Genomic DNA, 12,685 nt, shown 5'->3' with positions numbered 1-12,685 from the left:
GCGGGGGCATTGATCGGCTTTCTATATTTTAACTGGCATCCTTCCAAAATATTCATGGGCGATACGGGAAGTCAATTTTTAGGACTATTTTTAGGAGCAATGGGTATTATCTACTTCTGGAATACTCCTGATGTGAATGGGGAATTAATCCAATCCAAACAATTCTTTGTAACTATTTTGACCTTCGCCATACCCATTATTGACACAACCACAGTAACGATCAACCGCTTAGCAAGAGGTTCTTCGCCATTCATTGGTGGAAAAGATCATACAACACATTTTTTATTTTATAGCGGACTAACAGAAAAAAGAATTGCAATCTTGTATATTGGCATTTGCCTTGTTTCGATGTTCTTCAATATACTGATCATAAAGTATATCAAGGATTGGGGCTATTTGCACATTACTCTTTTCAGTATATACTTTATTGCATTATTCTGGTTTTTGTATTCTCCAACACAAAAATTCAAGAAAAAAAATAATGCTTAAGTCATATTTCGTTAACATAAAACGATTTGCTTTTCGCCATAAGAAAATACTTATAGCATTACTTTCAATTATACTCTTGACAAGCATTTTTGAGCTGATCGCATTCTATAATTCAACAAAAAAAATTGATTCGAATTATGAAGATTATTTTAGTGAAAATTACAACTCTTTTAAAGTAACAATTCCTAAAAACATGACCTTTGCCGGAGAAAAAGTTCCTGTTAAAGAACCTAGTGTAAGGAAAGCGATCGCCAGAGAATTACAAAAAAACATCTATGAACAAACACATTCGTTGTTTCTTCATAAACGAGCCAGCAGATGGTTTCCTATTATTGAACCTATATTGAAAAAAAACGACATCCCGGAAGATTTTAAATACTTAGCCATTGTTGAAAGTCAGTTAACCAATGCTGTATCACCTCAAGGAGCAACAGGATTCTGGCAATTAATTGATGTAACTGCAAGAGGATACGGTTTAGAAATTACGAGCGAAGTAGATGAACGTTATCACGTTGAAAAATCAACTGAAGCCGCTTGTAAATATTTTAAAGAAGCCTACAAGATGTTTAACAACTGGACCTTAGTTGCAGCCTCCTATAATAGAGGAATGGGAGGTATTCAATCACAGCTCAACAAACAAAACACTGAGAATTATTACAAATTATTACTCACAGCTGAAACAGCAAGGTACATCTACAAAGTTCTTGCGGTTAAAGAAATTTTGGCTCGTCCACATGTATATGGTTACAAGATCAGTAAAAAAGATCTATACGGTGTTCCTGCATTAAAAAAAATAACGATTGACAGTACCATTCATGATCTAACTGCATTTGCTATCGCTCAGGGATATGACCGCGAGACATTAATAAATTTAAATCCATGGCTATTAACAAACTCACTTACCAATACCAACAAAAAGAAATATGCTATTGCTTTTCCTAAAAAAGGGACCAAATTGAACGATATCGAAAAAGAAATACTACCCACCATTACAAACGCCTTAAAAGATTCCTCAACAACTATATTGACCAACCCGCTCTCCGACAGCGTAAAAACGCACTGATTTTATTATTTTCAACTCCTCTTATTGGCTTATATTCTTGTCCATCCAACAATACTTCATTATCTTTGTTATGCTTATGAAAAGATTAGAATCATAAGATATTAGGAAAGAAAATGTCAATGGAAAAGATTAGTGAAAGTGATTTTTTAGAAGTAGTTGGTGCCAGGGTTCACAACCTAAAAAATATCGATGTTACAATTCCCCGCAATCAATTAGTCGTAATAACAGGATTGAGCGGAAGTGGGAAATCGTCATTAGCCTTTGACACAATTTATGCAGAAGGGCAAAGACGCTATATTGAAAGTTTTTCAGCATATGCACGTCAATTTTTAGGCAACATGGAGCGTCCGGACGTTGATAAAATAACCGGCCTTAGTCCTGTAATCTCCATTGAACAAAAAACAGTAAATAAAAACCCACGCTCAACTGTCGGAACTATTACCGAGATCTACGACTTTTTGCGATTATTATACGCACGCGCCTCTGAAGCATTCAGCTATGTTACCGGAGAAAAGATGGTTCGTTATTCTGACGATCAAATCATCGATCTTATTCTCGAAAAATTCTACGACAAGAAAGTATTGATCCTGGCACCTGTAGTTAAAGGAAGAAAAGGACACTACCGTGAATTATTTGAGCAGATCAAAAAATGGGGGTTCCTTCGTGTACGCATCGATGGCGAAGTTGTTGAATTAACAAAACGCATTCAACTTGACAGGTATAAGGTACACGATATTGAGATCGTTATTGACCGGTTAGAAGTAAATGCTGATTCCCGCCCGCGTATCTCTGAATCATTGCAATTGGCTATGAAACAAGGTAGTAGAATTTTTGAGTAAGAGTATAAGTACTAGGATTTTATGAAAAAGCAGGTTCTCTTTCTCTCTAAGATTGCAGCTATAGGCATGGCAGCGCTATGTCAGCAACCAGTTTTTGCCGAGGTTTCACCATCTCAAGACATCTGGCAACAACCTTATACCCTTACTCGTCTTCAGTGGCTTTTTATAAATTTACAGGGTGGAAAGGGAGAAAACACACCCTGTGGTGTTTACAGCCGAGACAATGTACCACTTGCATTTTATGAGTGGCAGAGTCCCAAATCCGACGATAATCGACTCATTCTGTCTGTGATTACACGTCCTCCAGACAGAAATGCTACGGTACGTGCTGCTGACCGTAACTTCTGTATGATGTCAAGATTTGAGAATCTCCAGTTGGAGGCTTCTAGAGTAGGAGCGAGTCCGCCTCCAGTCGAATTACGCCACTTCCAGATAGGTTCAAAAGGTCGAACTCTGATAGGAACCTATCAATGTTCAGTACCCGCAACAGGTATGGGTCGATTTGAAAATCTTTGTCGGTAATTTTCAAAGTTATCGGTAGCCGCTCAACTGGAGCTTTAGCTGGCTTCGTTTATGGATGATGGCAACATTTTGAAGTGGAGAATGAGATTGCATAACCTCTCTAGACTCGAAACTTAAATCTATACAGAGCACTCTAAGTCAAAGCTGCTTCTATTCACAACTGAGTTTCTTTCATTTCCATAAGGTATCTATGAATCCCGCCAGAATTTCTTCTCTATCCACAAAACTAGCTTTGTCTGCTCTATCGATAGTTGTCACCAGTTCAATGATGATGACTAAAGCTAACGCTCGTTGGCAATGCCCAGTCGGAGTACCGGATCCTACCAGCGGGCAACCTAACAAGTCAGGGATTGCATGCGCGTGGGTAGAAGAAACACCAGCGGTCAATCTCCCCGCTCCTAAACCCCCTAGATCTGAACCCGCTCCACTCAAACTCCCTCCAGATCCAGCAATGATGAGCTTGCTAGACTCGCTGGTTAAACGGGCAGAATTTGAAGCAAAATACGGAAGAATTCTGTTTCACGAACCCAACGTAGGAATATGGTTGATGACTTCCGAAGGGGATGGAACTGGAAAAAATTGCGCTGTCTCATTTACTGAGACTCCCAAAGTATCTAATATTGTGTTGTTCTCTGGCCCGAGTCAAAAGGGCGCGGGCGCAATCCTATTTCAAGGCGTTGGAATGCCTGCAACTACTGGGATTAGGGAGATTCAGCCTACTCTCACATTCAAGGGGGCTAAACCTGTACCCATCAATGCGGCACTCATACCTCACGGCAAAAACTCTGGAATTCTGGTTCTAGCTGACGTGTTAGGAATGATGCGTCATGCGAATGCAGAGAATGAAGTCACACTGCAACTAGATGGCAAAGAGGTGTTTCGTGCCAGTATGACTGGATTTATGAAAGCACGAAGCGCCATGCTTAAATGTATGAAGGTTGAATAGTGAGTACCATTGGACACTTTAGCAATTCATATGAGACCGTACCTTCAGGGTGAAAGAAACTAGGTTCAAGAGCAAGGATATGTACTTGATCAAAAGATCAAGCATGGTTCTGCTCGGTTTCGATATCGAAAACCCCAATATATGTTGCAAAAAATCGACTTTACCTTCAAAAGACTTATCCCAATGTTAGTCGGCGCGATTACGATCGCGGCTTTCTCTAGCATTCCGGTTCAATCGAAAACGTCAACGACTCCTCTTAACTCGGTTTCTGCTCAATCTAAAATCCTCGCCACCATTCCTCGTCCTGGCAACCTCTATCAGCCTGACTCATCTGCATTTGAAGGAATTACTTGGCAACTTTCAGAGTGGAAATCGAAGGGACAGTCTATCCGATTACTTCCCAGCCATCCAATCACAATTCGCTTTGATGGGAAACGGCTTGGTGGCTCAACAGGCTGCAATGATTACTCAGCGGAGTATCAATTCCAAAATTTCCAGTTGCACCTACCAAGAGCAATCATTTCTACAAAGAGGGGATGTATTTCAGCAGTTGCCAATCGAGAAAATTGGTTTGCTTCTGCTCTAAAAGCGTCTTACGCTGTAGCTTTCCTGAAGCCCGATAAATTAATTATTGAGTATAAAGCGGCTTCTGGTAAAGGATTTTTGGGTTTTACACCGATGCGATCGCAGCTTAAAAACACAGATTGGCACCTGAGCTCAATCACAATCGGTTCAACAACTCAAACCACACCACAGCCAATTACGCTGAAATTCACAGCAGATTCAATCGGTGGATCTGCTGGCTGTAATGAATATTCTGCTGCTTACGAGGCATCACGAAATCGAATCAAAATCGGAGGAATTGCGACGACAGAGAAGATGTGCTCACTCTCACAAATGCAGCTTGAGCAGAGTTTTCTAGCAAAACTAGAAACTGTGCAGCGATATGAAATCATCAATCATGCTCAAAACTTGAAGCTGTTTTTCCAACAAGGAAATCAGGCAGGAGTACTGACATTCAGACTACCTGATAATTGAGGCAGGTAGTCTGATAGACTGACAAAACTGTTGAAAATCCCTTTGCTCTATTGAATTTGAGCGCGATTGATCAATCCTATCTTGCCGCAAACGTTAGTATAAAACCAACCTGCGTAATCTTGATGCTGTCCAAAAGTCGTAATCGATTGAGCATTTTGCACAGTACAGAGCGTTTTGCCTTGTGGCTCAGTTTTCACGGATGCAGGAAGATTCACAACTTGGAAAGCTTTGACACGATAGGTGCAGACTCGATCGAGCATTTTCTGAGTTGCTGCTGAAGCTGGCTTGACTGGATTGTCATAGAAAGTCCCATCTTTGGTCGTCTGGAATTCGCCATTGCAAGAAGTCACAGCATTTACTTTTTCAGCACCGATCTGATAGCTAAAAGAGTAAGTCGGTCGCTCAAAGCCAATACTTCGTAGTGTGATGTCGATCGAATCTAGCATCAAGGTCACTTTTTCACCTGTTGATGCGTTACCCATTACTTCTTGAGTACGATCAACATTCTGCTCTTCTGAGACTCGCTGCTTTACTTGAGAAGGTGAAGATTCTTCTGTTTTGTAAGAAGCCGTAGGTTGAGTCGAGTCCTCTGATTTAGTGGAAGCTACACTCTTCTCTGATTTGTCAGTAGGTTGTGACGAACTCGCTACAGGTGTGCTAGGCGCTGGAGGAGTAGCAATCTTGCTATAGCTACACCCGTGAACTAGAAGACTGAGAAAGGCGGTGAGTGAGATCGCTTGTCGTTTCATGATTTTAGATGGATTAAGTTCGTCCTTGACCTGTTCTCTCAAAAGGAGCCTCAGAATCTAAACATTGCTGAAGGTTCTCATCAATTTCTTGCGAAAATTGGTGATTGGCTTGATACGCAACTGCGTCAATGAGAAGAGTTTCAGGATCGGGTTGAGAAAGTCTGATATTGTCCCATCCTTGAACTCGGTAAACACCTTCACGTTGATCATCAGGAGTAATTGAACCAACGCGCCAGCCTCTCATCGAAAAGATATGCAAACATTGTCTGTCTCCTTTTGCTGCAATTTGAATATAAGTTGAGCCGACATTGTATATTCCAAGATTTAAGTTGATTTTTCGGCTAGGTTCGCCTGAAGATTCGACTGGGATTGAAGAAGATTCTTGTGTGACCCAACCTTCTTTAGAACAAGTAGCCGCCTCTGATTTTGGCTGCATTGTCGATAAGCACCAATAAAGCTTGCCATCAAAGACGACTTCAGTTTTTACCGCTTGAAGTTCGGAGAGCGATCGCCAAGGTTGCGTCCCTCCTTCAGTTTCATAGCGAAAGTATTCGCCTTGGACTTCTAGTGCTTGACCAGTTCCTCCGAGCCAGTAGCGCCCTTCTGCAATCTGATTTGCTTCTGGCTTTGGAGATTCTTCCACTTGAGCATTGATTTGAATGTTTAATGATTTAGAAGGTTGAGCGGTGGCTTGTGTTGGAGTGACTTTCGCATCGATTTGGGCGGCATTGCATCCCGCGATCGCGAAACAACTAAGAAAACAGACAAAACTGAGATGACGCATTAGATAAACCTTAGAAAGTAAAGTGCTAGCAATAAGCAATAGACATCGAATTTTTCAAATTAAGCCATTCTCGAATTGCAGCAGACGAACAAGATGAAATGTCTTGAGCAGGTATAGAATCTTAATAGATTGAGGTTATGCAATGCCCCTGCTCTGCACCCTATAAAGGTTTCAGCAAATGTTCTAGAAGCGGAATGGCTTCTGTTCCTTTGTTTTGTTCAATGTAGAATTGCGCGATCGCAAGAAACTGAGCACGCAAAAAACTTTGATTTTCCTCGGAAGGATGAATTTGTGCCATTGCGGTGAGTGCGACTTCTGCATCTTTCGCCATCGTCGCCTGAGCAACTAGCTCCTGATAGATTGATGTTCTAAACTTGCAATATCGCGCTGGAATCTTTTGCAGCAATTCATTTGCTTTGGCAAAGTTGCGGGCACGACTATATTCTTTCGCAAAATGACCATATGCGATCGCTTTTACATCCTTCTGGAGCGGCGGAACCGATTGCAAAATTTGTTCTGGGTTCAATTTGTGCAGTTGCTTGGCTTGGGAAGAACTCAACGAGAAAACCTGCTCTTTGAAGAAATGTGAGAGGGAACTCTCCTCAGAGAAGAGTGAAAAGTCACCAGGGCTAGAAATGCTTTTTGGTAAGTTGGCTTCTTTTGGATTGCGCTCAAACTGTGCAAGCTGTTCGTCTAGTAATCGATTTGCCTGCTGAAAGTTGCCTGTCTCTGCTAAGAGTCCTGCCAGTGATGGAATCAATGCTGAATCTTTTTGTTTTGCGAGTTCGATTGCTTCAATGAGTAAGTTTTGTGCTTTCGATTGATAGCCCACTTGATTGAGGAGTTGTGCGGCTCGAATGAATGAGTTGAGATCAGATCCTCGCAGTTGGGTCAACATGCGATCGCTAATTATCGTCTGATTCGCTTGAGCCGCCCGATAGATGAGCCATGCTACTGCATTTTGTTGAAACTGAATAGACTGCCAATCTTTAATCAGCGCATATAGCCCTGGAAATCTTCCCATTTCAGCAATTTGTCGTTCAACTGTAGAAGCATTTTCTGGTAAGACAAGCTTGCGATTTTGTTTCAGCAGTTTCTGAATGATCTGAGAAGAGATATCCCGTTTTATGCCAGGATCGCGAATTTGTTTGAGGAAATGATTGCTGCGAGCGACATCTCCACGATCTGAAAACTGAAGTGCGATCGCGGCTCGAACATTGTCTGGAGCATCAGGTATAGGCTGTACCGACATTAAATTCTGAGATGCAAGCATCGTCTGAACTGAATGCTGTGCTGCGGGCATCGTCTGAATCAACTTCTGCGCTGCATTGAAGTCATTTAGCATCGCATAAGCCCGACTGACTGCTGCTATTTTGTTTTGCGGCAGTCCTATTTTGATCACAGATTCTAAAAGCGATCGTGCAGTCTGAGCGTCTCCTGCTCTCCGATAAGTTTCTGCAAGATCAACCCACTTATCAAGTTGCCATTCTTCATAGAGTAGAGATCGCGCTTTTGCTAGTAATTTCATCGACTCGGTGCGATTTGGATATGAATCTGCAACACCCAAGAGCCAAGCAAATTTCACATTGATCATGCGATCTGGAAGTCGATCAACAGCCTGCAAAACCCAAGTTGCTCGATCTGCTTCGGGGAGCTTGAGAATTTCTATCAGAATGGCAGTTGCGTCTTGTTCAGTTAAATTTAGATTTGATAACTCTGAAAGTGCTGCTTCTTGATTCCCAACGATGAGCATTTGCAGCGCTGATAAAATCCTCATCCGCTCTGCTGAGTAGCGAAACTTCGTCTGAATCTGTTGATTTACCCGCTGCATTTGATCAGGTTTTCCGGCTTGGTAGAATGCGATCGCAATCTGGGCAAGTTTTTGACCCTGTTCCCACTCAGCATTTTCTGGCTGAGTATGCTTGAGCGATGGAGAATCAGGTGTACTATCAGGATTGACACAAAACCTCAGACTCAGGGCGTGAGCTGGCTGAGCAGTACTTGTCCAAAGAACATTAATCAAGAGCAGCCCGACCGGAAGAAATCTGTACATCTGTCATCTTGTCTATCACTTGTGAGTGGGTATCGGGTTTCGCGATCGTGAGCTTATGCAGCTTGCATATCCTCTACCAAGGTGAACCCTAAATCGAGACACAACATACTTTCAGTTCAAGATGATGAGTTCTCTCCCAAAATCTTCCAACGTTTCTTACAGACGCTTGCAAGCCTTAATTTTAGCCGCAGGAGTTTGGAGCGGAACCTGCATCAATTTATCTCCGTCGGTTGCATTTCCTGTTGCTCAAACTCAGAACAACTCACCTGCACGAACACTACTGCTACAAGCTTCAAGGAAGCATGATCAAAATGATTTGCAAGGCGCGATCGCACTCTACACCCAAGCGATTCAACTTCAGCCTAACCTTGTCGAGGCGTACCACGATCGAGGACTTGCGTATGTAGCATTGAAAGACTATCAAAACGCGATCGCGGACTACACTCAAGCGATTAAATACAAACCAGATTTCCCTCAGGCTTACGCTAGTCGAGGCAATGCCTACATCGATTTAAGAGAGTCTCAACGTGCGATCGCAGACTATACTCAAGCGATCAAATACAAACCGGATTATGCTGAAGCTTACTATAACCGAGGCAATGCTCACAGAGAGCTAGGTAATCAGCAAGCTGGAATTTCAGACTACACTCAAGCGATCAAATACAAACCGGATTATTTCATAGCATACAACAATCGTGGGAATGCGTATTTTGCACTTGCAGACTACCAAAATGCCTACTCAGACTACACTCAAGCCCTCAGGCTGAATCCAACTCATGCCTCGGCATACAATAATCGAGGCAACATTGCTGTGATGCAAGGAAACTACCAAGCTGCGATCACGAACTATACCCAAGCAATCCAGCATCAACCCGGCCAAGTTGAGTTCTATAAGAATCGAGCGAATGCTCAGTCAAAATTAAATCATCATCAAGGCGCGATCTCAGACTATACCCAAGCCCTTCAACTTACGCCCAATGATAGTGTTTCCTATAAAAATCGTGGGAATGCCTACTTCGCGCTTGGTGACAATCAGCGTGCGATCACGGACTATACTCAAGCGATTAAAATTCAACCGCAATATGTAGAAGCCTACAGTAATCGAGGTGCGGCCCGTGCAGCTATGAAAGATAACCAAGGGGCGCTAGCAGATTACGCTCAAGCGATTCGGATTAATCCCAAATTTGTGCCAACCTACTACAATCGAGCGGGGCTTCGGGATGAGTTAGGGGATCGTCAAGGTGCGATCGCAGACTATACTCAAGCGATCCAACTTAATCCAGAATTAGCAGATGCTTACTACAGTCGCGGTCTGATCTTCAAAGCAGCAGGAAATCAGCGAGAAGCACATTCAGACTTTCAAAAAGCGGTTGAACTATATCAAAAGCAAGGCAATACAGAATGGTATGGTCATGCTCTGAACCAATTGAAGCGAGCGTCTTGATATGAAAAAACAACTATTATGGCTTACGCTGGCGATCGCAGTTTCAATTCCTCTAATAACTTCTCTATCAGTTCATTCTGCCATTCCTCCTCTATCCGAGCAAAAACTGAGAGAACGTGCCACTCATATTGTGGTAGGTCAGGTCACTTTGATTAAAACGAGAGAAGTTCCGGTTCAATACGGGACGAACTACGAGCATATTGCCAAAGTTCGGATTGAAAGAGTGGACAAATCTCTTTCAGCGCAGTTGAAACCTGGACAAACCATTGAGGTGCATTACACCACGATTAAAGATCGAAAGCCAATCTCGCCGCCAGGTTCTCAAAGACAGTCACGCCCTCTAGCAGTAGGCACAAAGGTGAAACTCTTTCTTGTTGAGAGAGAAGCAAAACGGTTTTATCTCCTTGAACCAAATGGTTGGCAGCCACATAGCTCCTCTCATATCAAACGCTAAGGTGTCGTTTTCGATTCAGCTTGTGCTTGAGCCGTATGGCTGAGAGTATCAGAAAAGATTGATAGCCCAGTTAGACAAGCTCCGCACACTAGGATGATTAATTTCTAGAATCGAGTTGGCATTTTATTCGCCAAAGTACTTTTCTATGTGGAGAATACGTCTATTCTGTTGATGAGTGAAAGGTGTTACTCAATCAGTAACACCTTTATCATTTTGAAGGGAGTTCAGGGGGATTTTGGGAGAACTAGGAGAATCTTTACTGAAGCCATTTTTCAATTCTTCTAGTAATTCGAGCGAGGATAATCTTCTAGTTGAATCGTTCGAGTTTCACCATGCTTGTTTGCAGTAAATCGATAGCGTTTACCAGGAGTGAAGCTACTAGATGAACTGAATCTGCGACAGTTTTTACAGGTCGTATTGAAGTAAAGAGATTCAGAGAACGGTGTTTCAAAACTTCTGAGTGTTGTATATTCTCCTGGCGAGAGCCGATATTCTCGATTATCATATCGAAACGTGAGGGTTTCTCCGGTGTCATTATAGATACGGCTAGTAATTTCAGGATCGTCGGGTGTAAGTTCCGATTCAAGAACGCGACCATCTTGGCATTGTCGAGCGCGGCGGCTCCGAACATCAGCACAGACATCTAGCGAAACAGACCTGTTAGCACAGACCTTATCGCGAATCCAAGTTGCATTGCGCTCCTCCTCACGGACACTAGTAGTAATGTTTGAAGTAAAGGTTCCAGTTTCTAAGACTTTATCTCGTCGTTTAATCGTGTACTCGAATGTATTCAACCCTTGTACAACGCCAAATCTCCGCATCCGATGTTTTCGTGAGAAATCCATCTTAGCAATTTCAGAAGTAGGGCGGCGTTCGTCATATTCGCGATTGGTATATGGATTTGGATCGGTTGCAACACCCAAAGTTACGTTTTTGATGAGGACACGAGTATGAGGTGCGGGAGGCGTTTTTTGAGAGATGAAAGTACCTGTCAGTTCTGGAAAAAATGGACCCGCAGCACATTCTCCAGTATATTTAATACCGTTGAGCGTGATCTGGTTGAGCGTGCTTTGTCCATTGAATAACCAACCTGTTGTCACGGATTGAGCGATCGTCATACTGCAAGTTAGGATCATCCCTGTCGTTAAACCTGCAATGACAACAGGATGCAGGCGAAATGCTTGGGAAAAATGGCTGAGAAGCGTTGTTCCAACTAGAGATAAAGTCAGAAATAGTTTCATGATGTTGTTCAATCAAATGCAGTCGCTGCTCTAGGTTTAGGATGCCGCGATCACGAGGTTATGCACCTGATTAGGTTGTATAGTCTTCGATCGCGGCATCCATAACAAAAAGTGGAATTACTTCGACCGTGCCAGAACGAAGATACGCTATGACATATCGCACTCCCATTGTCTCAGCGAATAATTATGCTCCGACCGAATTGGGTGTTCTAAACTAGAGCTAGCAATTCGATGCGATTTTGGAGGACGAGGATCGGAGGATAGCAATTCAATCAGGTTTGGGTATTGAAGATCTTCTAGCCCAGAAGCGATCGCAGATTTTAGAAGTTGCGACTGCGAAATATGACCGAAGTGCTAAGTCATTGGAAAACCTATGTGCCAGATTCCTCCTACCTCACCCAGCACGGCGCAACGTTTTTGTTTGATGCTCAGAGTGAATTACTCTATGAACATCGAGACCGGCCCATTCTAGGTTTTGCTGAGAATATGAGTTAACCGCTCTCGTTCTTGTCCTCGCTGTCGGAGGTCAACATATCAGAGTAACTTGAAGTCTTGCTGCCATGTCTGAGCGTTCCTATGATGTTGTTCTCTACGGTGCTAGTGGGTTTGTCGCTCAACAGGAAGTCTGCGCCCACTATCGCCTGCAAGCCACGCGCAACAATTTAGGGGTAGCACATGAAAATGGAGCGATTGAGGCTTCTCACGGACATTTTAAGCGACGATTAAAGCAATCGTTATTGCTGCGCGGCAGTTTCGATTTTGCGACAGTGAGTGAGTATCAAAGCTGGATTGAAACAGTCATTGCAAAGATGAATGCAAAATGCAATGAGAAGTTTATACAAGAGCAACAAGTCTTGCAATCCCTGCCTAAGTACCGTTATCCTGACTATGAAGTCCTGAGTGCGAAGGTCAGCCAGTACAGTACCCTCTATGCCGCGTCAGCGACGATGGCAGGCGTTTACAAGCTAGAGATTCAAGAAAGCGCTGAAGAACTGAAACAACTACTCAGGGCACAAACCACGGCGACAGGTAAAGAACGGCTCCAGGTGCTGTATCTGTTGCA

At 42.9% G+C, this 12,685-nt stretch carries 12 protein-coding genes and 2 pseudogenes; 10 read left to right on the top strand and 4 right to left on the bottom strand.

The annotated features are described in order from the left end of the window. The 6 genes and pseudogenes from J0L70_RS31710 to J0L70_RS31685 all read left to right on the top strand — a co-directional run. Nucleotides 1-489: pseudogene (locus J0L70_RS31710) on the top strand (hypothetical protein); the annotation flags it as partial. A gap of 76 nt (nt 490-565) precedes the next feature. Beyond that, nucleotides 566-1,552: a lytic transglycosylase domain-containing protein gene (locus tag J0L70_RS31705; protein WP_287457303.1), complete on the top strand. Its 987-nt coding sequence runs from the start codon at nt 566-568 to the stop codon at nt 1,550-1,552. 119 nt (nt 1,553-1,671) lie between these two features. Further along, on the top strand, nt 1,672-2,391 hold the full coding sequence (locus J0L70_RS31700; RefSeq protein WP_287457302.1) for an excinuclease ABC subunit UvrA: 720 nt from the start codon (nt 1,672-1,674) through the stop codon (nt 2,389-2,391). 21 nt (nt 2,392-2,412) lie between these two features. Further along, nucleotides 2,413-2,913 carry a hypothetical protein gene (locus tag J0L70_RS31695; protein WP_287457301.1) on the top strand — a complete coding sequence of 167 codons (501 nt, stop codon included), beginning with the start codon at nt 2,413-2,415 and terminating at the stop codon, nt 2,911-2,913. Between the two features lie 451 nt (nt 2,914-3,364). Continuing rightward, a complete protein-coding gene (locus J0L70_RS31690) occupies nt 3,365-3,859 on the top strand; it encodes a hypothetical protein (protein ID WP_287457300.1) in 495 nt (164 codons plus the stop codon). Nucleotides 3,860-4,000: 141 nt separating this feature from the next. Continuing rightward, a complete protein-coding gene (locus J0L70_RS31685) occupies nt 4,001-4,897 on the top strand; it encodes an META domain-containing protein (RefSeq protein ID WP_287457299.1) in 897 nt (298 codons plus the stop codon). Nucleotides 4,898-4,944: 47 nt separating this feature from the next. On the opposite strand, the gene J0L70_RS31680 is transcribed toward J0L70_RS31685, so the two are convergent. The 3 genes from J0L70_RS31680 to J0L70_RS31670 form a co-directional block, all read right to left on the bottom strand. Beyond that, nucleotides 4,945-5,646 carry a hypothetical protein gene (locus tag J0L70_RS31680; RefSeq protein ID WP_287457297.1) on the bottom strand — a complete coding sequence of 234 codons (702 nt, stop codon included), beginning with the start codon at nt 5,644-5,646 and terminating at the stop codon, nt 4,945-4,947. Between the two features lie 13 nt (nt 5,647-5,659). Further along, the gene (locus J0L70_RS31675; protein WP_287457296.1) at nt 5,660-6,430 is read right to left on the bottom strand and encodes a hypothetical protein; all 771 of its coding nucleotides are present in this window, start codon (nt 6,428-6,430) and stop codon (nt 5,660-5,662) included. Between the two features lie 160 nt (nt 6,431-6,590). Continuing rightward, on the bottom strand, nt 6,591-8,483 hold the full coding sequence (locus tag J0L70_RS31670) for a hypothetical protein (protein WP_287457295.1): 1,893 nt from the start codon (nt 8,481-8,483) through the stop codon (nt 6,591-6,593). Between the two features lie 121 nt (nt 8,484-8,604). On the opposite strand from J0L70_RS31670, the gene J0L70_RS31665 reads away from it, so the two are divergent. Beyond that, the gene (locus J0L70_RS31665; RefSeq protein WP_287457294.1) at nt 8,605-9,927 is read left to right on the top strand and encodes a tetratricopeptide repeat protein; all 1,323 of its coding nucleotides are present in this window, start codon (nt 8,605-8,607) and stop codon (nt 9,925-9,927) included. Nucleotide 9,928: 1 nt separating this feature from the next. Then, nucleotides 9,929-10,381: a hypothetical protein gene (locus J0L70_RS31660; protein WP_287457293.1), complete on the top strand. Its 453-nt coding sequence runs from the start codon at nt 9,929-9,931 to the stop codon at nt 10,379-10,381. 281 nt (nt 10,382-10,662) lie between these two features. Here J0L70_RS31660 and J0L70_RS31655 read toward each other — a convergent pair whose 3' ends face one another. Continuing rightward, on the bottom strand, nt 10,663-11,622 hold the full coding sequence (locus J0L70_RS31655) for a hypothetical protein (RefSeq protein ID WP_287457292.1): 960 nt from the start codon (nt 11,620-11,622) through the stop codon (nt 10,663-10,665). Between the two features lie 342 nt (nt 11,623-11,964). Here J0L70_RS31655 and J0L70_RS31650 point away from each other — a divergent pair, with 342 nt between their 5' ends. Together J0L70_RS31650 and J0L70_RS31645 are read left to right on the top strand one after the other, a co-directional pair. Beyond that, a complete protein-coding gene (locus tag J0L70_RS31650; protein WP_287457291.1) occupies nt 11,965-12,117 on the top strand; it encodes an AhpC/TSA family protein in 153 nt (50 codons plus the stop codon). Nucleotides 12,118-12,245: 128 nt separating this feature from the next. Beyond that, a pseudogene (locus J0L70_RS31645) lies at nt 12,246-12,551 on the top strand (IS21 family transposase); the annotation flags it as partial. Nucleotides 12,552-12,685 lie beyond the last annotated feature (134 nt).

Source organism: Leptolyngbya sp. UWPOB_LEPTO1 (assembly GCF_017302695.1).
GTDB lineage: Bacteria > Cyanobacteriota > Cyanobacteriia > Leptolyngbyales > Leptolyngbyaceae > Leptolyngbya > Leptolyngbya boryana.
Note: the sequence above shows the minus strand (reverse complement) of the source record. Positions and strands in the feature narration are given on the sequence as shown.

Coding starts and splice junctions, on each gene's coding strand:
- J0L70_RS31655 (WP_287457292.1), bottom strand. CDS start 11,622: ATGAAACTATTTCTGACTTTATCTCTAGTTGGAACAACGCTTCTCAGC.
- J0L70_RS31685 (WP_287457299.1), top strand. CDS start 4,001: ATGTTGCAAAAAATCGACTTTACCTTCAAAAGACTTATCCCAATGTTA.
- J0L70_RS31690 (WP_287457300.1), top strand. CDS start 3,365: ATGATGAGCTTGCTAGACTCGCTGGTTAAACGGGCAGAATTTGAAGCA.
- J0L70_RS31700 (WP_287457302.1), top strand. CDS start 1,672: ATGGAAAAGATTAGTGAAAGTGATTTTTTAGAAGTAGTTGGTGCCAGG.
- J0L70_RS31675 (WP_287457296.1), bottom strand. CDS start 6,430: ATGCGTCATCTCAGTTTTGTCTGTTTTCTTAGTTGTTTCGCGATCGCG.
- J0L70_RS31680 (WP_287457297.1), bottom strand. CDS start 5,646: ATGAAACGACAAGCGATCTCACTCACCGCCTTTCTCAGTCTTCTAGTT.
- J0L70_RS31665 (WP_287457294.1), top strand. CDS start 8,605: ATGATGAGTTCTCTCCCAAAATCTTCCAACGTTTCTTACAGACGCTTG.
- J0L70_RS31670 (WP_287457295.1), bottom strand. CDS start 8,483: ATGTACAGATTTCTTCCGGTCGGGCTGCTCTTGATTAATGTTCTTTGG.
- J0L70_RS31650 (WP_287457291.1), top strand. CDS start 11,965: ATGACCGAAGTGCTAAGTCATTGGAAAACCTATGTGCCAGATTCCTCC.
- J0L70_RS31660 (WP_287457293.1), top strand. CDS start 9,929: ATGAAAAAACAACTATTATGGCTTACGCTGGCGATCGCAGTTTCAATT.
- J0L70_RS31695 (WP_287457301.1), top strand. CDS start 2,413: ATGAAAAAGCAGGTTCTCTTTCTCTCTAAGATTGCAGCTATAGGCATG.